Annotated in this window: 27 protein-coding genes and 1 tRNA gene; 14 read left to right on the plus strand and 14 right to left on the minus strand. The window is 63.8% G+C overall.

Annotation, left to right across the window (positions count from 1 at the left end; translation table 11 throughout):
* The first annotated feature begins 48 nt into the window (after window positions 1–48).
* Both serS and cysG read left to right on the plus strand, forming a co-directional pair.
* Complete coding sequence (gene serS / locus MST27_RS05940; protein WP_243605086.1) at window positions 49–1,332, plus strand: serine--tRNA ligase; 1,284 nt, start codon at window positions 49–51, stop codon at window positions 1,330–1,332.
* Between the two features lie 141 nt (window positions 1,333–1,473).
* Window positions 1,474–2,868 carry a siroheme synthase CysG gene (gene cysG, locus MST27_RS05945; protein ID WP_243605087.1) on the plus strand — a complete coding sequence of 465 codons (1,395 nt, stop codon included), beginning with the start codon at window positions 1,474–1,476 and terminating at the stop codon, window positions 2,866–2,868.
* A 2-nt stretch (window positions 2,869–2,870) separates the two neighbouring features.
* On the opposite strand, the gene MST27_RS05950 is transcribed toward cysG, so the two are convergent.
* The 7 genes from MST27_RS05950 to MST27_RS05980 all read right to left on the minus strand — a co-directional run bounded on the left by MST27_RS05950 (window position 2,871) and on the right by MST27_RS05980 (window position 7,079).
* Complete coding sequence (locus tag MST27_RS05950; protein WP_243605088.1) at window positions 2,871–3,869, minus strand: glutathione S-transferase family protein; 999 nt, start codon at window positions 3,867–3,869, stop codon at window positions 2,871–2,873.
* Between the two features lie 87 nt (window positions 3,870–3,956).
* Window positions 3,957–4,940 (minus strand): glycosyl transferase family protein, encoded by a 984-nt coding sequence (locus MST27_RS05955; RefSeq protein WP_243605089.1) that lies wholly within the window; start codon window positions 4,938–4,940, stop codon window positions 3,957–3,959.
* On the minus strand, window positions 4,937–5,272 hold the full coding sequence (locus MST27_RS05960; RefSeq protein WP_243605090.1) for a TusE/DsrC/DsvC family sulfur relay protein: 336 nt from the start codon (window positions 5,270–5,272) through the stop codon (window positions 4,937–4,939). Before MST27_RS05960 ends, MST27_RS05955 begins: the two co-directional genes overlap by 4 nt.
* Entirely contained in the window at window positions 5,269–5,571 is a 303-nt protein-coding gene (tusB, locus tag MST27_RS05965) for a sulfurtransferase complex subunit TusB (RefSeq protein ID WP_243605091.1), read from the minus strand. Before tusB ends, MST27_RS05960 begins: the two co-directional genes overlap by 4 nt.
* Window positions 5,571–5,930, minus strand: coding sequence for a sulfurtransferase complex subunit TusC (gene tusC, locus MST27_RS05970; RefSeq protein WP_243605092.1), 360 nt, complete (start codon window positions 5,928–5,930; stop codon window positions 5,571–5,573). Before tusC ends, tusB begins: the two co-directional genes overlap by 1 nt.
* Entirely contained in the window at window positions 5,930–6,322 is a 393-nt protein-coding gene (tusD, locus tag MST27_RS05975) for a sulfurtransferase complex subunit TusD (protein ID WP_243605093.1), read from the minus strand. Before tusD ends, tusC begins: the two co-directional genes overlap by 1 nt.
* A gap of 88 nt (window positions 6,323–6,410) precedes the next feature.
* Entirely contained in the window at window positions 6,411–7,079 is a 669-nt protein-coding gene (locus tag MST27_RS05980) for a Bax inhibitor-1/YccA family protein (protein ID WP_168425498.1), read from the minus strand.
* A 129-nt stretch (window positions 7,080–7,208) separates the two neighbouring features.
* Between MST27_RS05980 and MST27_RS05985 the strand changes: the two genes are divergently transcribed.
* Window positions 7,209–7,298: transfer RNA gene (locus tag MST27_RS05985), tRNA-Ser, on the plus strand.
* Window positions 7,299–7,393: 95 nt separating this feature from the next.
* Here MST27_RS05985 and MST27_RS05990 read toward each other — a convergent pair.
* The 6 genes from MST27_RS05990 to MST27_RS06015 all read right to left on the minus strand — a co-directional run bounded on the left by MST27_RS05990 (window position 7,394) and on the right by MST27_RS06015 (window position 13,917).
* The gene (locus MST27_RS05990) at window positions 7,394–8,386 is read right to left on the minus strand and encodes a peptide ABC transporter ATP-binding protein (RefSeq protein WP_243605094.1); all 993 of its coding nucleotides are present in this window, start codon (window positions 8,384–8,386) and stop codon (window positions 7,394–7,396) included.
* Window positions 8,376–9,404: an ABC transporter ATP-binding protein gene (locus MST27_RS05995; RefSeq protein WP_243605095.1), complete on the minus strand. Its 1,029-nt coding sequence runs from the start codon at window positions 9,402–9,404 to the stop codon at window positions 8,376–8,378. The genes MST27_RS05990 and MST27_RS05995 overlap by 11 nt, the downstream gene beginning before the upstream one ends.
* Before the next feature lie 43 nt (window positions 9,405–9,447).
* The gene (locus MST27_RS06000; protein WP_243605096.1) at window positions 9,448–10,359 is read right to left on the minus strand and encodes an ABC transporter permease subunit; all 912 of its coding nucleotides are present in this window, start codon (window positions 10,357–10,359) and stop codon (window positions 9,448–9,450) included.
* A gap of 10 nt (window positions 10,360–10,369) precedes the next feature.
* Window positions 10,370–11,380, minus strand: a complete 1,011-nt coding sequence (locus MST27_RS06005; protein ID WP_243605097.1) for an ABC transporter permease subunit — start codon at window positions 11,378–11,380, stop codon at window positions 10,370–10,372.
* A gap of 109 nt (window positions 11,381–11,489) precedes the next feature.
* Window positions 11,490–13,091: an ABC transporter substrate-binding protein gene (locus MST27_RS06010; RefSeq protein WP_243605098.1), complete on the minus strand. Its 1,602-nt coding sequence runs from the start codon at window positions 13,089–13,091 to the stop codon at window positions 11,490–11,492.
* Window positions 13,092–13,353: 262 nt separating this feature from the next.
* The gene (locus MST27_RS06015) at window positions 13,354–13,917 is read right to left on the minus strand and encodes a cupin domain-containing protein (protein ID WP_243605099.1); all 564 of its coding nucleotides are present in this window, start codon (window positions 13,915–13,917) and stop codon (window positions 13,354–13,356) included.
* 160 nt (window positions 13,918–14,077) lie between these two features.
* Here MST27_RS06015 and MST27_RS06020 point away from each other — a divergent pair, with 160 nt between their 5' ends.
* The 3 genes from MST27_RS06020 (at window position 14,078) to MST27_RS06030 (ending at window position 17,646) form a co-directional block, all read left to right on the plus strand.
* A complete protein-coding gene (locus MST27_RS06020) occupies window positions 14,078–15,307 on the plus strand; it encodes a M24 family metallopeptidase (RefSeq protein ID WP_243605100.1) in 1,230 nt (409 codons plus the stop codon).
* A 104-nt stretch (window positions 15,308–15,411) separates the two neighbouring features.
* Complete coding sequence (yedA, locus tag MST27_RS06025) at window positions 15,412–16,317, plus strand: drug/metabolite exporter YedA (RefSeq protein WP_243605101.1); 906 nt, start codon at window positions 15,412–15,414, stop codon at window positions 16,315–16,317.
* A gap of 138 nt (window positions 16,318–16,455) precedes the next feature.
* On the plus strand, window positions 16,456–17,646 hold the full coding sequence (locus MST27_RS06030; protein WP_243605102.1) for an MFS transporter: 1,191 nt from the start codon (window positions 16,456–16,458) through the stop codon (window positions 17,644–17,646).
* 5 nt (window positions 17,647–17,651) lie between these two features.
* Here the strand turns inward: MST27_RS06030 and MST27_RS06035 are convergent, their stop codons facing one another.
* A complete protein-coding gene (locus tag MST27_RS06035; RefSeq protein WP_243605103.1) occupies window positions 17,652–17,822 on the minus strand; it encodes a hypothetical protein in 171 nt (56 codons plus the stop codon).
* A 404-nt stretch (window positions 17,823–18,226) separates the two neighbouring features.
* Here MST27_RS06035 and MST27_RS06045 point away from each other — a divergent pair, with 404 nt between their 5' ends.
* The 8 genes from MST27_RS06045 (at window position 18,227) to MST27_RS06080 (ending at window position 26,242) form a co-directional block, all read left to right on the plus strand.
* Window positions 18,227–18,538, plus strand: a complete 312-nt coding sequence (locus tag MST27_RS06045; protein ID WP_423705476.1) for a con-10 family general stress protein — start codon at window positions 18,227–18,229, stop codon at window positions 18,536–18,538.
* A gap of 274 nt (window positions 18,539–18,812) precedes the next feature.
* Entirely contained in the window at window positions 18,813–19,469 is a 657-nt protein-coding gene (locus MST27_RS06050) for a cytochrome c family protein (protein WP_243605104.1), read from the plus strand.
* 3 nt (window positions 19,470–19,472) lie between these two features.
* Window positions 19,473–22,421 carry a TAT-variant-translocated molybdopterin oxidoreductase gene (locus MST27_RS06055; RefSeq protein WP_243605105.1) on the plus strand — a complete coding sequence of 983 codons (2,949 nt, stop codon included), beginning with the start codon at window positions 19,473–19,475 and terminating at the stop codon, window positions 22,419–22,421.
* Entirely contained in the window at window positions 22,414–23,769 is a 1,356-nt protein-coding gene (gene nrfD / locus MST27_RS06060; RefSeq protein ID WP_243605106.1) for an NrfD/PsrC family molybdoenzyme membrane anchor subunit, read from the plus strand. The genes MST27_RS06055 and nrfD overlap by 8 nt, the downstream gene beginning before the upstream one ends.
* A complete protein-coding gene (locus MST27_RS06065; protein ID WP_243605107.1) occupies window positions 23,762–24,289 on the plus strand; it encodes a DUF3341 domain-containing protein in 528 nt (175 codons plus the stop codon). Before nrfD ends, MST27_RS06065 begins: the two co-directional genes overlap by 8 nt.
* A complete protein-coding gene (locus MST27_RS06070) occupies window positions 24,286–24,816 on the plus strand; it encodes a c-type cytochrome (protein WP_243605108.1) in 531 nt (176 codons plus the stop codon). Before MST27_RS06065 ends, MST27_RS06070 begins: the two co-directional genes overlap by 4 nt.
* Window positions 24,813–25,811 (plus strand): hypothetical protein, encoded by a 999-nt coding sequence (locus MST27_RS06075; RefSeq protein WP_243605109.1) that lies wholly within the window; start codon window positions 24,813–24,815, stop codon window positions 25,809–25,811. The genes MST27_RS06070 and MST27_RS06075 overlap by 4 nt, the downstream gene beginning before the upstream one ends.
* The gene (locus MST27_RS06080) at window positions 25,808–26,242 is read left to right on the plus strand and encodes a hypothetical protein (protein WP_243605110.1); all 435 of its coding nucleotides are present in this window, start codon (window positions 25,808–25,810) and stop codon (window positions 26,240–26,242) included. Before MST27_RS06075 ends, MST27_RS06080 begins: the two co-directional genes overlap by 4 nt.
* Window positions 26,243–26,258 lie beyond the last annotated feature (16 nt).

Genomic DNA, 26,258 nt, shown 5'->3' on the forward strand with positions numbered 1-26,258 from the left:
CAACCTCTTCGCCAATTTCTATCGAAGCTTTCACAGACGAGACTCACCATGCTTGATTCGAAACTGCTCCGTACCCAGCTGCAAGACGTTGCCGAACGATTGGCTACTCGCGGCTACCAGTTGGACGTGGCGCGTATCGAGGCGCTGGAAGCGCAGCGCAAGACCGTCCAGACCCGTACCGAGCAGCTGCAGGCCGAGCGCAATGCCCGCTCCAAGTCCATTGGCCAGGCCAAGCAACGTGGTGAAGACATCGCACCGCTTCTTGCCGATGTCGACCGGATGGGCTCCGAGCTGGAGGCGGGTAAGGCTGAGCTGGACAACATTCAGAGCGAGCTGGACCAGCTCATGCTCAGCTTGCCGAACCTGCCACACGATTCCGTGCCGGTGGGCAAGGATGAGGAAGACAACCTCGAGGTGCGTCGCTGGGGTGAGCCGAAAGCCTTCGAATTTCCGGTCAAGGACCATGTCGCGCTTGGCGAACAACATGGCTGGCTGGACTTCGAGACGGCCGCCAAGCTGTCGGGTGCGCGTTTCGCCCTGATGCGCGGACCGATTGCACGGCTGCACCGCGCCCTGGCTCAATTCATGCTCGATCTGCATACCCGCGAGCATGGTTATGAGGAAGCCTATACGCCGTATCTGGTCCAGGCACCGGCGCTGCAGGGCACCGGACAACTGCCGAAGTTCGAGGAGGACCTGTTCAAGATCGGTCGCGAGAATGAAGCCGATCTCTACCTGATCCCGACCGCCGAGGTGTCGCTGACCAATATCGTGTCCGGCGAAATTCTCGATGCCAAGCAGCTCCCGCTGAAGTTCGTCGCGCACACGCCCTGTTTTCGCAGTGAGGCCGGTGCTTCCGGTCGCGATACGCGGGGCATGATCCGCCAGCACCAGTTCGACAAGGTCGAAATGGTGCAGATCGTTGAGCCGAGCACTTCCTTCGAAGCGCTCGAGAGCCTGACAGCCAACGCCGAGGCCGTACTGCAGGCGCTGGAACTACCCTATCGTGTGCTTGCACTCTGTACCGGAGACATGGGCTTTGGCGCGACCAAGACCTACGATCTCGAAGTCTGGGTGCCCAGCCAGGACAAGTACCGTGAGATATCCTCCTGCTCGAACTGTGGCGACTTCCAGGCGCGGCGAATGCAGGCGCGCTACCGTAACCCGGAGACGGGCAAGCCTGAGCTGGTACACACTTTGAACGGTTCGGGATTGGCCGTTGGCCGTACGCTGGTTGCTGTTCTGGAGAACTATCAGCAGGCGGATGGCTCCATCCGCGTTCCGGCGGTGCTCAAACCCTACATGGGCGGTATCGAGGTTATCGGCGGCTGAGCTGACGTACCGATTGTCGGCCGACAACGCTGATCGGCCGACCTGGCGATCTGGCGGTCGGCCGCCGTCCTTGATCGACGACAAGGGCGGGGCGGGCGTTTGACGCTGTGATGCCCCAATCCCACGTTCACAGGATTCGCTATGGAATTTCTGCCGCTGTTTCATAACCTCAAGCGCCAGACCGTGCTGGTTGTCGGCGGTGGCGAAATTGCGCTGCGCAAGGCGCGCCTGCTCAGCGAAGCCGGCGCGGTGCTGCGGGTGGTCGCGCCCGAAATCGGGGCGCAGCTGGTCGAGCTGGTAGAGCAGGGCGGTGGCCGTCTATTGATGCGTGGCTACGCGCCGCAGGACCTGAACGACTGCGTGCTTGCCATTGCCGCGACCGATGACGAGGCGCTCAACGAGCGGGTGTCGCAGGATGCCAGGGTGCGTGGGCTGCCGGTCAATGTTGTCGACTCTCCTCAGTTATGCAGCGTGATTTTTCCTGCCATCGTCGATCGTTCCCCGCTGGTGATCGCCGTCTCCAGCGGCGGTGATGCGCCGGTGCTGGCGCGGTTGATACGGGCGCGAATCGAAACCTGGATTCCGGCCGTCTATGGTCAGCTGGCCGGGCTGGCGAAGCGCTTTCGCGCCCAGGTCAAGGCAAGCCTGCCTGATGTGCAACAACGCCGAGTGTTCTGGGAAGAGGTGTTCGACGGGCCGGTGGCCGAGCGCGCCTTGGCCGGGCAGATGCACGAAGCTGAGCGCATGCTCCAGGAAAAGCTCGACGGCGCACTGCCAAAGGCGCTGGGCGAGGTATACCTCGTCGGCGCAGGGCCTGGCGATCCGGACCTGTTGACCTTCCGCGCCCTGCGCCTGATGCAGCAGGCCGATGTGGTGCTCTATGACCGGCTGGTTGCTCCGGCGATTCTGGATCTCTGCCGGCGCGATGCCGATCGCATTTACGTAGGCAAGCGGCGCGCCGAACATGCCGTGCCGCAGCAGGAAATCAACCAGCTACTCGTTTCCCTGGCGAAAGCGGGCAAGCGGGTCCTGCGCCTGAAGGGCGGCGATCCCTTTATCTTCGGCCGCGGTGGAGAGGAGATCGAGGAGCTGGCGGCCCACTCGGTACCCTTCCAGGTCGTGCCTGGCATCACCGCGGCCAGCGGCTGTGCAGCCTATGCCGGAATACCCCTGACGCACCGAGACTATGCTCAGTCGGTGCGTTTCGTGACCGGCCACCTCAAGGATGGCAGCTGTGATCTGCCCTGGGCCGAACTCGTGGCGCCGAGCCAGACGCTGGTGTTCTACATGGGGCTGGTCGGCCTGCCGGTGATCTGCCAGCAATTGATCGCGCATGGGCGTGCAGATTCGACACCGGTCGCGTTGATCCAGCAGGGCACTACGCATAACCAGCGCGTGTTTACCGGCACGCTGGCTGATCTGCCCGGGCGTATAGCGAACGAGCAGGTGCAGGCGCCAACGTTGGTGATCGTAGGCGAGGTGGTGCAGCTTCGCGACAAGCTCGCCTGGTTCGAGGGATCTGCAGCCAGGCCCTAAACTCAGCGCTGCCAGATACCCTTGCCGGGCAAGCGTTCACGATCATGCGAGTCCTCGAGCGAAAGGGCTGGACCTTTTGGGACGATTCCGGTCGGGTTGATGTGCCGGTGACTGGCGTAGTAGTGATGCTTGATGTGACCCAGGTCGACGGTGTCGGCGATGCCTGGCCACTGATAAAGCTCCCGCAGCCAGTTCGACAGGTTCGGGTAGTCGCGAATGCGCCGCAGGTTGCATTTGAAATGGCCGTGGTACACCGCATCGAAGCGAACCAGCGTGGTGAACAGCCGCCAGTCGGCTTCGGTCAGGTATTCGCCAGTCAGGTAGCGTGAGCGCTCGAGCCGTTGCTCGAGGTAATCCAGCTCCGCGAACAGCCGATCGAATGCCGCTTCGTAGGCCTTCTGGCTTGTTGCGAAGCCTGCCCGATAAACGCCATTGTTCACGGCCGGATAGATGCGATCGTTGAGCCGATCGATCTCGGCCCGCAGCGGAGTGGGGTAGAAATCGAGCCTGGAGCCCGTGAGTTCGTCGAAGGCTTCGTTGAAGATGCGAATGATCTCCGCCGACTCGTTGTTGACGATGCATCCAGCCTGGCGATCCCAGAGCACCGGAACGGTGACGCGACCGGTATAGCGCGGGTCGTCCGAGGTGTAGCGCTGGTGCAGGTGTCGCAAGCCATCTAGCGCATCGCCGCTGGAGCCGGTGGCCTGATCGAAGGTCCAGCCCTGTTCGCCCATCAGCCAACTGACGACCGATACGTCTATCAGCGGTTCGAGTTGTTTGAGCTTGCGGTAGATAAGGGTGCGATGGGCCCAGGGGCAGGCAAGCGATACGTAGAGGTGAAAGCGGCCGGCCTCGGCCCTGACCGCGTCCTGGCCATCGGGCCCGGGGCTGCCGTCTCGCGTCACCCAGTTCCGGCGCTGCGCTTGCTCGCGCTGAAATTCACCGTCTTGGCTGTTCTCATACCAGCGGTCCTGCCACTGCCCGTCGACCAGAAGCCCCATTTGCATCCCTCCACGACTTGTTCTGTGCCCAGAGTCTAGGTCGATGCATGCCTGGGAATGGTCGCAATGACCGGTACAACCTATCGTTCAGTTCGATGAGTTGCGCTGCTGCCAGACACGCCGAGCATGTTCGAACGCGACGTCCCGCGGCTCACCGAGGCCGCGCAGGGCCAGGGCAATGGTTGATAGCACCGCCAATTCCCCGTATTCATCCGAGGCCTCGCCGCGCCATACAGCCAACAAATGTTGCGGGTCGAGTTGGGCTGGTTTGACGTGGCGCTGAGGGGAGAGCGCGGGCCAGTCTTCGTCCCAGATGTCGCCTGCCGCGGTGCCATAAAGGTGAGAGAGGCCGTCTGGATTGATCTCGATCTCGCCGCCTTCGCCCTTGATGACGATCGCGTTGTCGCTCAGCAGGCGGCTGGCTTCACGGTGGTTGGCCTGGTAGCCGGGGTGGAAGATGCTCTGCAGACCACACCTCGCCCGCAGCGGATTGAGGATGCGGGCGAGCGAGTGGATGGGCGAGCGCAGGCCGAGGATGTTGCGCTGGTCGATCATCCGTTGCAGGCCTGGCATCCAGGCGCCAAGCGGCATGAAGGCCAGGTGATCGTGCGCCAGGGCTTCGTCGACCTCGGCCCAGCTTTCGCAGCGGCGAATCTCCAGCAGGTCGACCACTTGTTCGGTGTAGAGACGACCTGCCGTGTGCGGGCCGCCGCCGTGCATGAAGATGCGAATGCCGCTCTGCGCCAGGCATTTGATCGACAGCAAGTACCAGGGTAAATGCCGTTTCTTGCCGGCATAGCTGGGCCAGTCGATGTCGACGCTGATCGCTGGCGCATCGAGCCGCTCGCGTACCGCCTCGGTGAAGCCGGCCAGTTCAGCGGCGCTTTCCTCCTTATGCCGTAGCAGCATCAGGAAGGCGCCTAGCTGGGTTTCTTCGGCCTTGCCGTCCAGCAGCATGCCCATCGCCTCTCTGGCTTCTTCTCGCGTCAGGTCGCGAGCACCACGTTTGCCCTTGCCGAGAATGCGTACGAACGGGGCAAAGGGATGTTCTTCAGGCGTGACGAGGTTCATATGCAATTGCTCGGTTTTGGCAAGCCTGCCAGTTTGGCGGCGAGCTTGGCAGGCGTGCCCTTGAACAGGCGGTTCAGGTGGCCGCTGTTGCCCTTTTCGGCACCCAGTTTGAGTGCGGTGTACTTGATCAGCGGCCGCGTCGCCGGGGAGAGCTTGAATTCCGCGTAAAAGTCTCTCAGTACGTAGAGGACCTCCCAGTGCGCGTCGCTGAGCTCGATGCCCTCGGCTCGGGCCAGCGCTTGCGCGACGGGCTCATTCCATTCGGCCAGATCGACAAGAAAACCCTCCTTGTCGACAGCAATCGACGTGCCATCAACCGTGAGCGTATTCATAGCCAGGCGTTCGTCCTTTCGTAGAGGCAGCAAAGCTCGACGAAGCGGGCGTAGGCGATCGACTCGAGTCGCTCTGGAAGCCCTTCCAGGCCGCGCGCCGTGAGGTCCTCTTCCAGGGCGAACACGGAGACGGCCTCGGGCAACCGCTCCACGGCCGCGCGGGGCGCCGTGCCCGCTTGCAAGGCATAGACCGCGTCGCCACTCAGCAGCAGGCCGTCGCCCGCCGCGATCAGGCGCAGGCAGCTATCCAGGCGGTTGTCGCCGAAAGGGGAATGGGAAAGCAGATGGAGGGTCGACATCAGAGCGTGATCACGTGGTCGTAGCGGTTGAGCAGGGCACCCAGTTCGCTGTCGTCGAGCAGCTCGACCGGAAGCGTCAAGCGTGACGCATCCAGCCCGCGCGCCAGGAGGCTGGAACGCGATGCGTAGAGCGCTTCGACACCGAACAGGGGCAGCGCCTGAAGGTTGGCGGTCAGATCTTTCTGTTGCAAGCGCGCGGCCTGCTGGGCGGGTGCGAGCTGGAAGACGCCGTCGTCAAGAAACAGCAGGCCGAGCGGCAAGTCGAACGCGCCACCGGCCAGCACCACATCGAGCGCCTCGCGGGCTGATGGACCGGCCCAAGGCGCTTGGCGAGTGACGAGGAGCATCGAACGCGCCATCAGTGACCTCCAAAACAGACGAGCCGATCGGCATGCTGTGCGGCTTCGTGCAACTGGCCCAGACCCGACAGCTCCCAGCCCGACGCGAGATTGGCGGCCCCTCGTTCGTACCGTTTGGCTTCCTGTTCGTCGAGCACACCGCGGCGCAAACCGGCCGCAATGCACACCACGCCATCAAGCCGATGCCGGCTGACGAACTCTGCCCACTGCGCCGCGATGTCCTGCTCGTCCTGCGGTGACACGACGTTGGCCGAAGCGCTATGCACACCGTCCTGGTAGAGGAAGAGGCGAGTAATCTCGTGACCGGACTCGAGCACCGCTTTGGCGAAACGCAATGCGCGACGCGAGGCGGGGGCATGGGGAGGGGAAAACAGCGCGATGACGAATTTCATGAGGCACCTGAACGATCAGGCCGACATGATACGCCAGCTACGGAAACGAAAAAGCCCGCCGAAGCGGGCTTGATCCTGTGGTCGGCTATCAGTCGTCGCCGCCCATGATTCCCATCAGCTGTAGCAGGCTGATGAACAGGTTGTAGATCGATACGTACAGACCGATGGTCGCCATGATGTAGTTGCGCTCGCCGCCGTGGATGATCGCGCTGGTCTGGTAGAGGATGCAGACCGACGAGAACAGCACGAAGCCGGCGCTGATAGCCAGCTGCAATCCGCTGATCTGGAAGAAGAAGCTGGCCACCATGGCGCCCAGCAGCACGAAGAAGCCGGCAGTGATGAAGCCACTGAGGAAGCTCATGTCCTTGCGGGTGATCAGCACGAATGCCGACAGGCCGAAGAACACCAGTGCCGTCATCGACAGGGCCGAAGCGATCAGCTCGCCGCCATTGGCCGTTCCCAGGTACATGTTCAGGATGGGGCCTAGGGTGTATCCCATGAAGCCGGTGAGGGCGAAGGTCGAAAGCAGACCCCAGGCGGAGTTGCGTAGCTTCACAGTCAGGAAGAAGAGCCCGTAGAAGCCGATCAGCACCACGAAGATGTTCGGGTAGGCCGCGTTGGCCTGCATGGCCATGTAGGCGACCAGGGCACTGAAGCCCAGGGTAATGGCCAGCAGGCCATAGGTATTGCGCAGGACGCGGCTGACTTCCTGTTGTTCAACCTGCGTATGCGTAGAGGCGTACTGTTGCTTGAGCATGGCGACACTCCTGTAAATGAATTCAGCCCGGAGACGAATTGCCTCGGATCATAGCAGAGCTTTGAATCGGGCCTAACAACAGTGTTTGACAGTGTGTTTCGTTCGGGTACTATTGCGCCCGCTCTCTGCGGAGGAGTGGCAGAGCGGTTGAATGCAACGGTCTTGAAAACCGTCGAAGGGGAAACTCTTCCGTGAGTTCGAATCTCACCTCCTCCGCCATCTTGTAAAGCCGAAGGCCCCGAATTCCGGGGCCTTCGTCGTTTCTGACGGCTCAATCACCCTTGTGCCTCGCCGGCTGCATCTCCACAGAGGCGTCAGTGTGGCGCGCCCAGCGTTTCAGCGTAATGACAGGCGACTTCGCGGTCGCCGACCGGCCGGAAGGCAGGCACTTCGGCGCTGCAGCGCTCGGTTGCATAGGGACAGCGACCGTGAAAAGGGCAGCCCGACGGCGGATCGAGCGGGCTCGGCAATTCGCCGCTTGGCCTTATTCTCGAGATCGACCGGTTGGCGTCGAAGCTCGGCGTCGCCGCCAGCAGCACCTGCGTGTAGGGATGAAGCGGACGTGTGTACACCTCCTCGGCGGGTCCTTTCTCCATCGGGCTGCCGAAATACATCACCAGCACCTGGTCGGCGACATGCCGGACCACGGCCAGATCGTGGGAAATGAACACGTAGGCGGCGTTGAATTGCTCCTGCAGATCCATGAACAGGTTGAGCACCTGCGCCTGGATCGAGACGTCCAGCGCCGAGGTCGGCTCGTCCGCGACCAGCACCTTTGGATTCAGCATCATCGCGCGGGCGAGCGCGATACGCTGGCGCTGGCCGCCGGAAAACATGTGCGGGTAGCGCTGGTAATGTTCCGGCCGCAGGCCAACCTGCTGCATCATCGCCTGGACCCGTTCACGGCGCTCGCTACGTGACAACGGGCTGTTGATCGCCAGCGGCTCGGCCAGCTGGTCGCCGATCTTTCGCCGCGGGTTCAGCGAAGCGTAGGGGTTCTGAAAGACCATCTGGACATCGCGCCGGAGCAGCTTGCGCTGCGCGCGGTCCGCTTGGGTCACGTCGTGCCCGGCGATCTGCAGGGAGCCGGAGGTGGGCTCCTCGATCAGCGTCAGGGCGCGGGCCAGGGTCGATTTGCCGCAGCCGGACTCACCCACCACAGCGAGGGTTTCGCCGGCTTTCAGTTCAAACGAGACGCCATTGAGTGCCCGTACCGTCGCGCGGGGTTTGAACAGCCCGCGTGAAACCTCGTAGTGACGCGTGAGGTCCCGGGCCGAGAGCACGCTGTGCGTTGGTTCAGTAGACATGGGCGTCTCCTGGTGGCGGGGTTCGACGAGGCGTTTCGGTTGGGGCCTCGGCTGTCTGGGCAGATGCCAGGTTGAGCGGGAAGAGGCAACGCACCTCGCCGCCGGCGTAGGGTTCGAGGGCGGGTCGCTGCTCGCACGCCGGACGCGCATAGGGACAGCGGGGCGAGAGCAGGCAGCCCGCGGGTCGATCGTAGCGGCCCGGGACGATACCGGGCAGCGTCGCCAGGCGATGGCCGCTGCAACGCTCCGGAATGGAGGCTAGCAACGCCTCGGTATAGGGGTGCGCGGGAGCATCGAACAGGGCGGGTACGCGACCGGTTTCCACGGCTTGGCCGGCGTACATCACGCAGACCCGCTGTGCGGTCTCGGCGACCACTGCCAGGTCATGGGTGATGAGGATCAGCGCCATGCCCTGATCGCGCTGCAGACTGAGCAGCAGATCCATGATCTGTGCCTGTATGGTGACGTCGAGCGCCGTGGTCGGTTCGTCGGCGACCAGCAACTGTGGCTCGGCGGCGATCGCCATGGCAATCGCGACCCGCTGGCTCATGCCGCCGGACAGCTGGTGCGGGTAAGCGTCGAGGCGACTGGCCGCGGCCGGGATTTCCACCCGTTCGAGCAACTCGAGCGCTCGCTGGCGCGCCGCTTTGCCCTTGAGTCCGAGGTGCTGGCGCAGCACTTCGCCGATCTGGAAACCCACCGTGTAGCTTGGATTCAAGGCGGTCATCGGGTCCTGGAAAACCATCGCCAGGTCCTTGCCGATCAATCGCCTGCGTTGTTTGCCCTTCAGGGTGAGCAGGTCCTGCCCGGCGAAGTGCAGACGCTGTGCGGACACCTGCCCGGGCGGGTCGATCAGACCCATAAGCGCCATCATGGTCACCGACTTTCCGGAGCCGGACTCGCCGACGATGGCCAGTACCTCGCCCCGATCGACGCTGAGATCCAGCCCGTCGACCACTGGGGGTGCGTCCGGGCCACCGAAGCGGACGGTCAGGTCATGAATATCCAGCAGGCTCATGCGCGTGCCTCCGTATCGCGTTGTTCAGGCATCTCGGGCTCCGTCATGCGGCGTTCTTCAGCTTCGGATCCAGGGCGTCACGAAGGCCGTCGCCGAGCAGGTTGATCGCCAACACGCTTAGCAGAATCGCCAAGCCTGGCAGTGACACGACCCACCAGGCGCGTTCGATGTAGTCGCGTGCCGAGGCCAACATCGTGCCCCATTCGGGGGTGGGCGGTTGTACACCGAGGCCGAGAAAACCCAGCGCAGCGGCGTCCAGGATCGCGGAGGAAAAGCTCAGCGTCGCCTGCACGATCAGCGGAGCCATGCAGTTGGGCAGTACGCTCACGAACATCAGCCGCAAGGTGCCGGCACCGGCGAGCCTGGAGGCAGTGACGTAATCGCGGTTGAGCTCGCTCATTACCGCTGCGCGGGTCAGGCGGACGTAGGAGGGCAAGGACACTATGGCGATCGCGAATATCGTGTTGATTAGGCCTGGACCGAGTACCGCGACGATGGCCACGGCCAGCAGCAGCGAGGGCAGCGCCAGCATGATGTCCATCAGGCGCATGATGAAGGGGCCGAGTCGGGTCGGGGAAAAACCGGCCATCAGGCCCAGGAGAATGCCGGGCAGTAGCGAGACGATTACCGAGGCCAGGCCGATTAGCAGCGACAGTCGCGCGCCGTGGATCAGGCGCGAGAGCATGTCGCGACCGAGTTCATCGGTGCCGAGGATGAAGGTCGCATTGCCTCCTTCCTGCCAGACCGGTGGTGTCAGCAGGAACTCGCGAAACTGTTCGCGCGGGTCGAACGGGGCGAGCCAGTGCGCGAACAGCGCGCAAAAGACGAGCAGCGCCATGAACAGCAGCCCGCCGAGCGCGCCACGGTTGCGGCTGAAGGCGGTCCAGAATTCCCGAAAGGGTGAGGGGTAATAGGTCGCCGGCTCGGCGGCCGGCAGTGTCTTGAGACTGCTCATGGCGGCGTCCTCAGCGCTGGTGTCGGATACGGGGGTTGGCCAGCCCGTAGAGAATGTCGACGATGAAATTGACCAGGATGACCAGGCAGGCCACCAGCAGGATGCCGTTCTGCACGACCGGATAATCGCGGGCACCGATGGACTCGATCAGCCATTTGCCGATGCCGGGCCAGGAGAAGATCGTCTCCGTCAGCACCGCACCGGCCAGTAGCGTGCCGATCTGCAGGCCGAATACCGTGAGCACCGGGATCATGGCATTGCGTAATCCGTGCACGAACACCACCCGCGCAGGTGACAATCCTTTGGCCCTGGCGGTGCGCACGTAGTCCTCGCGGAGCACTTCGAGCATGGCCGAACGCGTCATGCGTGCGATCACCGCGAGCGGGATGGTCGCGAGCACCACCGCAGGCAGGATCATATGGCGCACGGCGTCCAGGAAAGCGCCTTCTTCGTCGCTGAGGAGGGTGTCGATGAGCATGAAGCCGGTCACCGGCGGGACATCGTAAAGCAGGTCGATACGCCCGGAGACAGGCGTCCAGCCGAGGCCAACCGAGAAGAACATGATGAGAATCAGGCCCCACCAGAAGATCGGCATCGAATAGCCGACCAGGGAAATTCCCATCACGCCGTGATCGAACAACGAGCCGCGTTTGAGCGCCGCAATGACGCCCAGCAGCACGCCAGCCGTCCCGGCGATGATCAAGGCCGCCAACGCCAGTTCGAGGGTGGCCGGAAAAAGCGTGGTGAATTCGTCCCAGACGCTGGTGCGGGTACGCAGCGATTCGCCGAGGTCACCGCGGGCGAGCTTGCCGATGTAGTCGAGGTATTGCGCGTAGAGCGGCTTGTTCAGGCCGAGGCGCTCCATGGCCTGCGCATGCATTTCCGGGTCGACCCGACGTTCCCCCATCATCACTTCGACGGGGTCGCCGGGGATCATGCGGATCAGCGCGAAGGTGAGCAGGGTCACGCCGAAAAAGGTCGGGATCAGCAAACCCAGACGGCGCGCGATGAAACTGAACATGGCGTTGCATACTCCTGTGCGGACGACACGGCCTGGCGGCTACCGTGTCGTGCCAGTGGGGAACGGGCGCAGGCCGAAGCGGGCGAGCCTTGGCCCGCCCGAGCCGGATTCAGCGCTGGTTCTCTACACCGTAGAAGGAGTTGCGTCCGAAGGGGCTGATCTCGAAGCCCTGGACCGTCTTGCGCATCGGTTGATAGACGGTGGAATGCGCGATGGGGGTGATCGGCAATTGCTGCTGGATGATCGCCTGAGCCTGCTTGTACAGCTCGGTGCGCTCGTCCTGGTCAGTGATTCGCTTGGCCTGCTTGACGATCTTGTCGTACTCGGCATCGCACCATTTGGACCAGTTGTTGCCATCCACCGCATCACAGCCGTACAAGGTGTTCAGCCAGTTATCCGGGTCACCGTTGTCGCCGGTCCAGCCAATCAGCATGGCATCGTGCTCGCCGGCGTGGCCGCGCTTGATGTACTCGCCCCACTCATAGCTGACGATGCGCGCCTTGATGCCGATCTTGCCCCAGTCGGATTGAATCATCTCGGCCATCAGCTTGGCGTTGGGGTTGTAGGGACGCTGCACCGGCATCGCCCAGAGGGTGATCTCGGTGCCTTCAGCGATGCCGGCCTGCTTGAGCAGTTCGCGTGCCTTTTCCGGGTTGTACTCGGTTCCCTTGATGCTGTCGTCGTAGGACCACTGGGTCGGCGGCATCGCGTTGACGGCCAGCTGGCCGGCACCCTGGTAAACGGCCTCGATGATTGCCTTCTTGTCGACCGCCATGTCCAGCGCCTGGCGCACCTCGAGCTTGTCCAGCGGTGCGTGCTCCACGTTGTAGGCGATGTAGCCGAGGTTGAAGCCCGGCTGGCTGGGCACGGCGAGGTTGGGATCGTTCTGCAGGGCCTCGAGGTCAGCGGGGCGCGGGTTGAGGGTGATCTGGCATTCGCCGGCGCGCAGCTTCTGAGCCCGGACCGAGGCGTCCGTGGTGATGGCGAAGATCAGGTTGTCGATCTTCACGTCATCCGGATTCCAATAGTCCTTGTTGCCCTTGAAGCGGATCTGCGCGTCCTTCTGGTATCGGCTGAATACGAAGGGCCCGGTGCCGATCGGCTTCTGGTTGATCTGGTCGGCCTTGCCATCGGCGAGCAGCTGCTGCGCGTATTCGGCCGAATGGACGGCGGCGAAGTTCATCGCGAGGTTCTGGATGAATGCTGCGTCGACATGGTTGAGCTCGAAACGGACGGTCATGTCGTCGAGCTTCTCGATTTTGGCGATGTTCTTGTCCATCCCCATGTCGGTGAAATACGGGAACTCGCTGGGATAGGCCTTGCGGAAGGGATGGTCCTTGTCGCGCATCCGTTCGAAGGTGAACACCACGTCGTCCGCATTGAATTCACGGGTCGGCTTGAAGTAGTCCGTGGAATGGAACTTCACCCCCGGTCGCAGGTGGAAGGTGTAGCTGAGGCCGTCGTCCGATACCTCCCAACGGGTCGCAAGGGCGGGTAGGGCACGGGTGCCGCCACGCTCGAATTGCGCGAGTCGATTGAAGACCGTCTCGGAGGCGGCATCGAAATCGGTACCGGTGGTGTACTGGCCCGGGTCGAACCCGGCGGGGCTGCCTTCGGAGCAATAGACCAGGTTGCTGGCGGCGAAGCTGAGGGGAGAGCCGAAAATCAGACCCGCGGCGAGCAATGCTCGGATGGAGTTAGTGTTTCGCATGCAAACCTCATTCTTTTTTATGTTCATCGAGGGTTGGTCTCGTGGACCTCAGGATGTTCGCTGCTGCCGCTCGCCACGGGGGTTACCCGTGCGGCCTGTAAACACCCTTGGCAACTGCCTTCTGGTCGAAGAATGCGCAGCCTTGGCCTGCCCCGAAATTAAGTGATGCTGAAAACCGGGTCAATCGAAATTAAGCGGGGCTGAATTTGCGAGGCGCGGTTTCAACCACAATTTCGAAGCAAAGCAGGTGCCAGGTCTGGCATCAGCGGGTCACCAGATCGTCGAACAGGCCCATCGTGGTCACCGTGAGCACTTCGGCCGCCTGGTCGCCGACGTTGGCCAGGTAATGGGGCTTGCCTGCATCGAAGTGGATGGAGTCGCCTGCTGCCAGCGGGTACTGGCGACCATCCACGGTATAGACGATGCGCCCGCTCAGCACATACGCGAATTCCGAGCCCTCATGGGCGATCAGTTCTGACTGATAACCCACCGGCATGCTGACTTTCACGGCATTCAGCAGATTCCCGGGAAAGCTCGTGGACAGGCGTTCGTAGGCCAGCGGCTGGCCTTCGATGGTGTAGCGGACCCGCTCGCCCTGGTGGGAATCGGGCTGCGCCTGGGTCGGTTGGTCGAACAGGCTGTTGAGCGGCACGCCCAGCGATTTGGCGATGTTGGCCAGCGAAGAAATCGACACGCCGGTCAGGTTGCGCTCGGCCTGGGAGAGGAAGCTCGCCGTGAGCCCAGACTCCTTGGCGACCTGGTTCAAGGTCTTGTTGGCGGCGCGTCTGTAACGACGCAAACGTTCACCGATACGATCGACGGTCATTGGCTTCGCCCATGCTGAAAGGCGCCAGTATACGGCCAGCGCAACGCCATCGCGCCAGCCCATGCCCAGGCGTCCAGGTAGGCCGCTACAAAAAAGCTTTGCCTGAAAATTTAAGCTGTACTTAAATCTGGCGACTTCACTTACGAGGCGGGAGAGCGGCATGACGATCGGCGTAGGCGGCAGCACACCGCAGGAAGCACTGGCACGACTGCACAACATGACCGATGGGCTGGAGCCGATTGCCCACGCCGAATACCAGGCACGCATCGGCCGGGCGCAGGTGCGCATGCGCGAACTTGGTATCGACGCCATCTTGCTCAGCGCCGGGAGCAACCTGGAGTACTTCACCGGGGTGCGCTGGAATCCGAGCGAGCGCCTGGTTGGTGCGTTGCTGCCCGCCAATGGTGCGCTGGAGTACATCGCTCCGGTATTCGAAGAGGGAACGATCCGCGATTTCATGGTGGTGCAGGGTGCGGTCAATGGCTGGCAGGAACACGAGAGTCCCTACCGACTGGTATTCGACTGCCTGCTGCGAATGGAGATCAGGCCGAACGTCCATGCCCGTCCGCGCATCGGCATCTGCCCCGCACTGCCGTTCTTCATGTTCGACGGGCTGCGTCAGCTCGACCCCGGCTACGCATTCGTCGACGCCGCCTCGGTCAGCGGATACTGCCGGCAACGCAAGTCGAGCAGCGAGATCGCGCTGATGCAGCGGGCCAAGCTGATGACCCTCGAGGTCCAGAAAGCCGCGGCCAGCATCCTTCGCGAGGGCATCAGTACGCAGGAGGTGGTGGAGTTCATCCAGCGAGCGCATCGCGCGGTCGGTGCGACGGGCTCGGTGTTCTGCATCGTGCTGTTCGGCGAGGCCAGTGCCTTTCCTCATGGTGTGAGCTATACGCAGCGCCTCAAGCGAGGCGACATGGTGCTCATCGACACCGGCTGCCGGGTGCACAGTTACCTGTCGGACATTACCCGCAGCTATGTTTTCGGCGAGCCAAGCGAGCATCAGCGAGCGATCTGGGGATTCGAAAGGGAAGCGCAGCTGGCGGCATTCGCGGCGGCGCAGCTGGGGGCACCGTGCGAACAGGTGGACGAGGCCGCGCGCAGCTCACTGGAAGCCTGCGGCCTGGGCCCGGACTACCAATTGCCCGGGCTGCCTCACCGCACCGGCCACGGGATTGGCCTGGACATCCATGAGGGGCCCTATCTGGTGCGCGGTGACCATACGCCGCTGGATGTGGGTATGTGCTTCAGCAACGAGCCGATGATTTGCGTGCCAGGCGAGTTCGGGGTCCGACTCGAGGATCACTTCTACATGAGCGAGCGCGGCCCCTGCTGGTTCACCGAGCCGAGTCCGAGCATCGATGATCCGTTCGGTCTGGGGCGCTGAAGCTGAACTGCACCGGCAAACAATAGGCTGACTGTGCCGGTCGGTATCATCAGCGCCTTGCCTAGAATGGCGTTTCGTCCTTCCTTCGCGCCAGGGCTGCCCGCATGCCAACCCGTCCTTTTCCCTTGTTGCTTGTGGGCGCCTTCGCCGCGCTCTACCTGATCTGGGGTTCGACCTATTTCGTGATTCGGATCGGCGTCGAGTCCTGGCCGCCGATGCTCCTGGCGGGATTGCGCTTCCTGATCGCGGGAAGCCTGATGTTCGCCTGGCTGCGCTGGCGCGGCGTGCCAGCACTCAGCGCGCGGCAATGGCGCTCATGCGCGCTCATCGGGGTACTGCTGCTGAGCTGCGGGAACGGTGGCGTGACCGTGGCCGAGCATTACGGCGTGGCTTCGGCCGTCGCAGCGCTGGCCATCGCTACCGTGCCCCTGTTTGCGTTGTTGTTTGGCCTGATCTGGGGGCAGAAGACCACTGGTCTGGAGTGGGGCGGCATCCTGCTCGGCCTGGTCGGGATCGGGTTGCTCAACCTCGGGCACAACCTGCAGGCGAGCCCGGTGGGGGCGATCCTGGTGTTGCTCGCGGCCGCCAGCTGGGCGCTTGGCTCGATGTGGAGCCGTCAGCTCGACCTGCCGGGCGGCGCCATGGCCAGTGCCGCGCAGATGCTCGTCGGCGGGGCCGTGCTCTTGCTCGGCAGCGGGTTGTCCGGCGAGCGCCTCGAAACGCTGCCGACGCCGGCCGGCTGGGCTGCCCTGATCTACTTGACGCTGCTTGGCTCCATCGTGGCCTTCAGCGCCTATCTCTATCTGCTCAAGCACGTTCGGCCTGCGGCCGCGACTAGCTACGCCTATGTCAACCCGGTGGTTGCGGTGCTGCTGGGCATCAGCTTTGCGGGGGAGCGAATTGGCATCGAGGAAGGGGTGGCGATGATGGTCATCCTCAGCGCCGTGGTGTTGATTGGGCTGCCGCAATGGCGCCGACCGGCTCCCACCGTCATGACCCGGCAAGCCTGATCGATGGCCACAGACCCTCGGGTCAGTTGTATGATGAATTCGCCACGCTTGGGGATATACGGGTTCGGTTACAGGTCATAGCCCTGGACACGCCAGGGCCCGGCGTCCTCGGTTTCACTCTCAACGACAGGCGTATCCATGCCCGCTTCGAACGAACCCGCTGCCAACGACACCTTGTTCATCCTCTCGCTGGTCGTGTTCAACTTCATATCCTTCATCTCGATCGGCATCCCGCTCGCATCGCTGCCTGGTTACGTGCACGACACCCTGGGCTACAGCACGACGATCGCCGGGGTCGTCATCGGCGCCCAGTACCTCACCACCTTGCTTTGCAGGCCGCTGGCCGGCCGCCTGGCCGATGAGCGGGGCGCGAAGAAGACGGTTCTGATCGGCATGGCGTCCGGATTCGTCAGTGGCATCTTGCTGCTGGCCGCAGCGCTCATGACGGCATGGCCGGCGGCAAGCATCGCCGTGCTCTTCGCGAGTCGCCTGGTCCTGGGCTTTACCCAGAGCCTAATCGGCATTTCCGCGATCAGCTGGGGCATCACCCGGCTGGGGCCGCAGAGCACGGCACGGATGATCTCCTGGAACGGGATCGCGGCCTACGGAGGGGTCGGCATCGGTGCGCCGCTCGGCGTTTATCTGCAGCAGTCGCTGGGCCTCTGGAGTCTGGGCGTGGTGACCATGCTACTCGCGGCGACCGGACTGGCCCTGGCCTGGCGACGTGGCGATGCGCCGCTCAACCCCGGCGCGCGGCTGCCGTTCGGCAAGGTCCTGTGGAAGGTCGCCCCGCCCGGGCTGAGCCTGGCGCTGGCGACCATCGGCTACGGCACGCTGACCGCCTTCATCGCCTTGTACTACGACACGCGCGGGTGGGATGGCGCCGCCTGGTGCCTGACGGCGTTCGCCTTTGCCTTCATCGGAACGCGCCTGCTGTTCCCCAACCTCATCAACCGTGTCGGCGGCTACACCGTGGCGGTGGCCTGCCTGGTGGTCGAGATTCTCGGGCTCGTCATGCTTTGGCTGGCGGAAGCGCCTGGCTTCGCACTCGCGGGTTCGGCATTGACCGGCTGTGGCCTGTCGCTGCTCTATCCGGCGCTGGGCGTGGGGGTGGTGTCCCGGGTAGGGGTCGCCAACCGCAGTTCGGGACTGAGCGTGTTCGCGATGTTCTTCGACCTGGCGCTGGGCCTGTCCGGCGCGATCATGGGGGGCCTGGCGACCTACATCGGCATGCAAAGCATCTTTCTGGGCGCCGGAGCGATGGCGTTGGTGGGGCTGGCGATCGTCTGGGCCCTGCTGCAGCAGGAACGCAGGGCCGAGAGCGGGTAGGCGGGTTAGCGACCTGCGCCGGACATGGCCGCATCGAAGGATGCGCGTCGTGCCAGGGCGGCGGCACTGGGTCGGTATGTCCGGTGCCCATGATGCAGCTGCTTCCACAGTTCCAGCGGCGCCTTGGCGCTGTGATCGGACTGCCTGACCAGGTTTTCCAGAGTTTTGCTGCTCATGGGGCCTCCAAGTGCTCGGTCGAGTGAGGGGTCGTCCTTATGGAGCCGCGTCCTTGCGCCAGCCGTCGTGGCTTTCCTGACCTCGAGACTGAGCGACACGCGTTACAGCTTGTTGACAGGCCGCGCCATCGGATGAGCGGTCGTGTGCGGGGCGACCTCCACCGCGGCACGCTCCAAAAATGATTGCTCCGGTGCAAGCAGCGCCAACCCTGCAATTGGCGTTTCGTTGCCATCTAAGTGCAATGACAGTAATTAACGGTTTGATAGCAGAATAATTGCGAGCCGTTCATCGACCGATAAAGACAAGTGCGAACTATCAGGCGCTCACCGCTTTCGGAGATAGTGAGGCGGCTGCAGTTTGAGTCGCATCTTATTTAGTACCACCAAGTAACTGGAGTAATCTCATGTCGAATGATAAGAGCGGAAATCCGGGTAACTTTGCAAACGATCGCGAGAAGGCCTCCGAAGCAGGACAAAAGGGCGGTCACAACAGCGGCGGCAACTTTGCCAACGATCCGCAACGCGCTTCTGAAGCCGGCCATAAAGGCGGCCAGAACAGCGGTGGCAACTTCGCCAACGACCCCCAGCGCGCATCCGAAGCCGGCCAGAAGGGCGGGCAGAACAGTGGCGGAAACTTCGCCAACGATCGCGAGAAGGCATCTGAGGCTGGCAAAAAAGGCGGCCAAAACAGCCACGGTGGCGGTCGCAGTTCCTGATAGCTGATCTATAACAGACAGCGTCAAGACAAAGCGGAATCCGTGAAAACGGATTCCGCTTTTTTTATTGTCGTTAATAAAGGGTTGCACAGAATAAACAGCCAGCATGTTAATTATTCTGTTCACACTCCGGTTTCGCCCAATTGTCATTATGCGCGTTGGATGAAGCGAGCGCTCATGCGTGAGGCAATCTCGTCATTTGCCGCGTTCGGCTGAACTCATCCGACGATCGGCGGCCGAAACAGACGGATACATTCGTCCCTAGAAGTCAGGCATGCCTCAGATTTTCCCCCGTTCGGCTGATATGTGGCTGCGTCTGGCCTTGCTCATCCTGTTCGGCGGGTTGGTTGGATTGCTCATCGTGGTCATGGTCCTGGATCGCTCGGATTACATCAGTCGCAAGGGATGGGTGGTGCGACAACCCGTGCCGTTCAGCCACGAACACCACGCCGGCGCCTTGAAGATCGATTGCCGCTATTGCCATGACAGCGTCGAAACAAGCGCCGTGGCGGGGCTGCCGCCGACCGAGACCTGCATGAGCTGCCACTCCCAGATATGGACAGGTGCCGAGATGCTGGCCCCGGTTCGCCAGAGCTTGGCCGAGGACAAGCCCTTGCGCTGGAACCGCGTGGCCGAGCTCCCCGATTACGTCTATTTCCAGCATGACGTTCACGTCAACGCCGGTGTCGGTTGCGAAACCTGCCACGGCCAGGTCGACACCATGCCGCTCATGTACCGCGGTGAGGCCTTCACCATGAGCTGGTGCCTGGATTGCCACCAGGACCCGGCGCCGCGGCTGCGACCGCGCGAAGCGATCACGGCGATGGGCTGGTCCACCGAGCTCGATCGGCGCGAGGTCGGCCAGCAATTGGTGAAGGCGCACCACATCGACACCCGCCACCTGACTCATTGCTACACCTGCCACAGGTAATCCATGGATCGCATGCCGCTCGATTACGCTGCTATTCGCCAACGTCTCGAAGGCCAGCATGGCCCGCGTTATTGGCGCTGCCTCGAGCAGTTGGCCGATGAGCCGGCGTTTGCGGCCTTCGTCGAGGCTGAATTCCCCAGCATTGCGCCGGAAATGGACCGTCGTCGTTTCCTGCAGCTGATGGGCGCGTCGATGGCATTCGCCGGCCTGGCGGGCTGCGGGCAGGAGCCGGAGCAGGGCGTGCCCTACGTCGTCCAGCCAGAAAATCTCGTACCCGGTCAGGCTCGCTGGTACGCCAGTGCGGTTCCGTTCGCCGGCCTTGCGCAGCCGGTGCTGGGGCGCACGCATGTAGGTCGGCCTACCAAGCTGGAGGGCAATCCGGATCATCCCGCGAGCCTGGGGGCAGCCACTGCATTCACCCAGGCCACCATCCTGCAGCTCTATGACCCGGACCGCTCGCAAGCGCCACGCCATGAAGGGGATATCAGTACCTGGAACGCCTTCCAGCGCACAGCCTTGGAGCAGGCGGCCCGAGCCGACACGCGAGCTGGACGCGGCTTGCATCTGTTGATGGGGGCCAGCAGTTCACCGACGCTGCGCCGGCAGGTGGCGGCAATGCTCGAACGTTGGCCACAGGCGACGCTACATCGCTTCGAACCCTGGGAGGGCGATGCTTACGCTGCCAGCGAACGTGCGTTTGGCCGCGCTCTGGAAACCCGCTATCGCTTCGAGCGTGCGGAATGGGTGCTGAGCTTCGAACATGACTGGCTCGGTGCCGGCCCACGGGAACTGTCGCAGGCTATCGCCTGGAGCGAGCGCAAGCGCCGAGCGGCCCGCGGCGAGGGTGAGGCTCGGCTGATCGTCGTCGAGTCGCTGTCCACCGTAACCGGGGCCAAGGCGGCTGAGCGTCGGCGGGTCACGCCCACGGCCTTGAGAAGCTATGTTCAGGCTCTCGCGGCGGCGTTGGGAGGCCCAGACGCAGCGCCATTGCCGCACGCCAGCCAGCGCTGGATCGAAGCGGTCGCCGCCGAACTACAGGCGCGGCGCGGGCGTTGCCTGATCACGGCCGGCGACTATGTCCCCCTCGACGTGCAAGCGGCAGTGCATTGGCTGAACCAGCAGCTTGGCAACGTTGGCAAGACCGTCGAATACACCGAGCCATTCATCTGGCTTGAAGCCGGCGGCCAACGACTATCGGGCCTCGAGGACCTGGTGGCGGCGATGCGCACAGGGGCCGTCGATACCCTGGTGATCCTCGACGTCAACCCCGCGCATACGGCACCTGGCGATCTCGCGTTCACCGAGGCGATGGCCCAGGTCCCACTGCGCATCCATGCCGGGCTCTATTACGACGAGACGGCCGCGCATTGCCATTGGCATCTTCCCCTGACCCATGCGTTGGACAGCTGGTGCGACGGCCGCGCAGCCGATGGCAGTGTCTGTCTGACGCAACCCCTGGTCCAGCCGTTCTACAGTAGCCGCACGGCGTCCGAAGTGCTCGCCGTTCTACAGGGCGAACTGTCACCCGATGCGCAGGGGCTGGTGCGCGAAACCTGGCCCATGCTCGATGACCGGCGCTGGCGCCAGGCACTGGAGCTGGGCTTCATCCGCGACAGCGCCTTGCGGACCATCGAGGCCCGTGCGAGGCCACCCCGTTGGGACCCGCCGGCATTGCCCGTGGACGGTTTGACCCTGTCGTTCAGGCCAGACCCCTGCGTCTGGGACGGACGCTTCGCCAACCTGGGCTGGTTGCAGGAACTGCCCAAGCCGATCAGCAAGCTCACCTGGGACAACGTGATCGGCCTGTCGCCAGCCCTGGCGGAGCGGGAGGGTATTGCGAGCGGCGATCGCCTGCGCGTCACCCTCGAGGGCAGGGTGGTCGAAGGTCCGGCCTGGGTCATGCCCGGGCAGGCCGATGACACCCTGAGCCTGTTCGGCGGCTATGGCCGCGAACGCGCCGGCCGTGTGGGTGACGGGCTCGGCTACGACGTCGCGCCGCTGCGTACGGCGCAGCAACCGTGGATGCGGCACGGTGCCCGGCTGGCTCGGCTGGACGACCACATGCGCCTGGCTTCCACCCAGCCGCATCACGTGCTGCAGGGGCAGGATCTGATTCGCAGCCACCCGCGCGAGGAGGCCTTTCGTGAGGTAGCGCCGACGCCCGAGGCGATCAGCCTCTATCCGCCTCGACAGCCGCGCGATACCGCCTGGGGCATGGTTATCGATCTGGACCAGTGCATCGGTTGCAACGCCTGCGTCGTGGCTTGCCAGGCGGAGAACAACATCCCCGTGGTGGGCAAGGAACAGGTCGAGATGGGCCGCCACATGCATTGGTTGCGCGTCGATCACTATTACGCCGGCGATCCGAGCGAGCCCACCTCGGCCTTTCAACCCGTGCCCTGCATGCACTGTGACCAGGCGCCCTGCGAGGTGGGCTGCCCGGTCAATGCGACCGTACACGGGCCGGACGGGTTGAACGAGCAGATCTACAACCGCTGCATTGGGACTCGAACCTGTTCGTCCTATTGCCCATACAAGGTGCGCCGCTTCAACTGGTTCGACCTGACCGGGGATGACCCGCCGTCGATCCAGCATCAGCGCAACCCCAATGTCACGGTGCGCTCGCGAGGCGTCATGGAAAAGTGCACCTACTGCGTGCAGCGCATCAGCGAGGCGCGGATCACGGCGCGGATCGAGGACCGCGAGATCGCCGACGGCGAGGTCAGGACGGCGTGCCAGCAGACCTGTCCCACCCAGGCGATCACTTTCGGCAACCTCAATGACCCGGATGCCGCCGTCAATCGCGAACGCCACACGAAACGGCACTACCGCCTTCTGGAGGAACTCAATACCCGGCCGAAGACGACCTACCTCGGTCTGGTCGAGGATCCGCCGGTCCTGCCCGATCAGCCGCTTGGCGAGTGGCCCGGTAAAGGAGGGCAGGATGGCTGACACACCGCATTTCCTGCCGCGGGACATGCCGCTTGGCGCGGTGTCGGAGCAGGTGCTCGACCTGCCCGGGCACTTCGACCGGTACCGAAGGGCCTGGTGGGTGCTCTTTAGCGTCAGTTGCCTCTTGCTGGGAGTGTTCGTCGCCGCGGCCGCGGTCGTACTGGCGAAAGGTGTCGGCGTCTGGGGCAACAACGTCCCGGTCAACTGGGGCTTCGCCATTCTCAATTACATGTGGTGGCTGGGGATCGGCCATGCCGGTACCTTCATCTCGGCGCTCCTGCTGCTGCTGAACCGTCCCTGGCGCAATTCGCTGAACCGGCTCGCCGAGTTGATGACCCTGATGGCGGTGATCTGCGCGGGGATCTTTCCGATCCTGCACCTCGGCCGGCCCTGGTTGTTCTATTGGACCGCGCCTTACCCGAACACCCTGGAGCTATGGCCGCAATTCAAGAGCCCCACCGCCTGGGACTTCTTCGCTGTGCTGGGCTACCTCGGTGTGTCGCTGCTGTTTCTGTATGTCGGCGCCATCCCCGATTTCGCTTCAGCGCGTGACCGAGCCCGCAAACGCCACTATCAATATTTCTACGGCCTGCTCGCACTCGGTTGGCGGGGTGCCGCCTCGCACTGGAGCCACTGGCGCCGCACCTATCGCTTCATCGCGATTCTCGCCGTGCCGCTGGTGTTCTCGGTTTCGAGTGGTTACTCGTTTCTGCTCGACCTGTCATTAGAAGCCGGCTGGCATTCGACGGTCTTCCCGCCGTATTTCGTCGCGGGCGCGGTGTTCTCCGGGTTTGCCATGGTCATCGTCATCGCGCTGGGCCTGCGTCGCTTCTTTGGTTGGCATCACCTCATCACTGATCGTCATCTGGACAAGCTGGGGCTGCTGTTGCTGGCCACCGGTTGGATGACCGGATACGGCTATTTCGCCGAGCCCTTCATCGCGTTCTATTCGGGCAAGGAGCACGAGATCCTGGTGACCATGAACCGGATCACGGGGCCGACGGCCTGGAGCTTCTGGGCCGCGATCATCCTCAACCTCGTCGTGTTGCAGGCGCTCTGGTGGCCGGCCATCAGGCGCAATGGCCGCGCCATGTTGCTGATTGCGCTGGGTGTGTTGGCAGGGATGTGGTGCGAGCGCTACATGCTGATCATCCAGCCCCCGACCCGAGACTTTCTGGTGTCCAGCTGGCAGGCGTACAGCCCCTCGTTCTGGGACTGGGCACTGTTCGTCGGCACCTTCGGCCTGTTCATGGTGCCGTTCTCGCTATTCATGCGCTTCCTGCCGATGATCTCGACGTTCGAGCTCAAGGAGGTGCTGCATCGTCACCGCGGAGGCGCCCATGAGTGAGCGCCACTATGGTCTGTTGGCCGACTTCGCCCACCCCGACGCGCTGCTGGAGGCGGCGCGTGCCGCCCGTGCGGCGGGCTACCGGCGGATCGAGGCCTACAGCCCGTTTCCGGTCGAGGGGATCGAGGCCGTGCTTGGGCACCGCAGCGACCGCGCCTACTGGTTCGGGGTGGTCGGCGCACTGGTGGGGATCGTCTTCGGGCTGGGCATGCAGGTCTACGCCAACCTCAGCTATCCGCTGGACATCGGCGGGCGGCCACTCATCGCGCTGCAGAGCTTCAGTATCGTCACCTTCCTGCTCATGGTGGGGTTCGCGACGGGCTTCGCCGTGTTCGGCCTGTTGTGGCTGTGCCGCTTGCCATTGCTCTGGCATCCCTTGCATGACGCGAGCGCCTTTGAACGCGCAACGGACGATCGCTTCCTGCTCTGCATTCGCGCAGACGATCCGCTCTACGATCGGACCGGTACCGCGCTGTGGCTGGCCGAGCGCGCGATTTCGGTCAGCGAGGTGCCGGCATGATTCGCGGCGCGCTGCTCCTGTTGCTGCTGGGTACGCTGTTTGGCTGTGACGACATGGCCAACCAGCCCCGCGCCGATGCGCAGCAAGCCAGCCGGTTCTTCCCGGACGGCAAGGTCAACCAGGCCCCGCCGGTGGGCACCGTTGCGCGCGGCGACCTGGCACGCGAAGCCGTGCTGGCCGAGCGGCCCGCGTTGACGGTCGAACTCATGCAGCGGGGGCGCGAGCGCTTCGAGATCTTCTGCTCGCCGTGCCACGGCGTTGCGGCCGACGGCAACGGGACGGTTGTCAACCGTGGCTTCCCCCGCCCGCCGGATCTGGCCGAACCCCGACTGATCGCCGCGCCGGACCGGCACTTCATGGACGTCATCGCGCACGGCTACGGCCAGATGTACAGCTATGCGGCGCGGGTGCAACCGGCGGACCGCTGGGCCATCGTCGGCTATATTCGGGCATTGCAATTCAGCCGGCGTGTGGAGGTGGCCGAGCTGCCGGAAATCGACCGCAACACCCTGGAGCGCCTGCCATGAACCGGCATCGCATGGCAACGGTTGCCGCCGGGCTTGGCGCCCTCGGGTTGCTGGCGTGCCTGTGGCTGGTCAGCCGCGAAGCCGTGGCGGCCAGCCTGGCGAGCCTGCTCGGCTTGGCCGCGATTCCACTGGGCGCGTTGGGCCTCGGGCTCAGCGTGGCGCTGGTCAGCGGCAGCGCGCGCGATCAACTGTGGACCTTGACGGTGCACAGCAGCCAAAGCGTGCCGGTGATCGCGCTGGCTGCCTTGCCGGTGCTGATCGGCGCGGGGGCGCTCTATGCGTGGGTTGGCGTCGATGAAGGCGGCTTTCGCGGGCTCTGGCTCGCCTGGCCCAGTTTTGCGGTGCGCGGCGTCCTGTATCTGGCCTTGTGGTGGGCACTGGCCTGGTGGGTGCTGCCGCTGAGTCTCAGCCAACCGGCAGCCGCTGGCCTGGGTCTGATTGCGCTGGTCTTGAGCACGTCGCTGGCAGCCGTCGACTGGGCGATGTCGCTCGACCTTCACTTCACCTCCAGCCTGTTCGGCCTGGTCTGGTTTGGCCGGCTGATGCTCAGTGGCATCGCCTTTTGCTGCCTGGGGGCGGTGGCACGCGGCAGCAACCGTCCGGGCGTGCTGCGTGGCCTGCTGGCCTCGGCCGCGCTGGCCTGGCTGTACCTGCATTTCATGCAGTACCTGGTGATCTGGTACGGCAACCTGCCCGAGGAAATCCGCTGGTACCAGCAGCGTGTCGACGGCGGCTGGGCATGGTTGACCGGAGTATTGGCAGGCGGCCAAGCGCTGGTGTTCCTCGCCTTGCTCTGGCCGGCCAGAGAGCGCCGCATTCCGCTGACAGCCCTGGCCGTGGCGACGTTGACGCTCGGATTGGCCGAAGGCGTCTGGTTGAGCCTGCCGGGCGTGGATGCCGTGAGACCGCTGGGGCTGGCGTTTGCGCTGCTCTGCGCCTGGCTGGCGGGAATCGGCCTGTTGGCGCTGGCCCTCTTGCCGAGGAGAAGCACATGAGCGTACCCGTCGATCCGGGTTCCCAGCGGGACGGTTTCGAGCATCAGGACGCCAACGTCAAGGTGCTGCTGATCGTTGGCTTCGGGATTTTCGCAACCTTGCTGGTCGCCGGCTTCGGCGTGGCTGGCTTGCTCTGGTGGTACGACCTGAAGCCGGACAAGCCGGTCACTGCACTGGAGCGTACCGTAGGCAAGCCACCCGAGCCGCGGCTGGAAAGCGACCCACGAGCGGGCGGAACAGGGGTAACGACCGATGGCCTTGCGCTGATCGAACACTACGGTTGGGTGGACCGAAACGCCGGGCTGGCGCGCATCCCGGTCGATCGCGGCATCCTCCTGCTGGCCGAGCGCGGCTGGCCGTCGCGTGCCGAACCCGAGGCCGGCCAACCCACCCCACGAGAGCAGCAGGCCAGGGGGAGGGCGCAGCCGTGATCATCTGTCGCTTGTG

Origin of the sequence: Stutzerimonas marianensis (assembly GCF_022810315.1) — a bacterium.
GTDB lineage: Bacteria > Pseudomonadota > Gammaproteobacteria > Pseudomonadales > Pseudomonadaceae > Stutzerimonas > Stutzerimonas marianensis.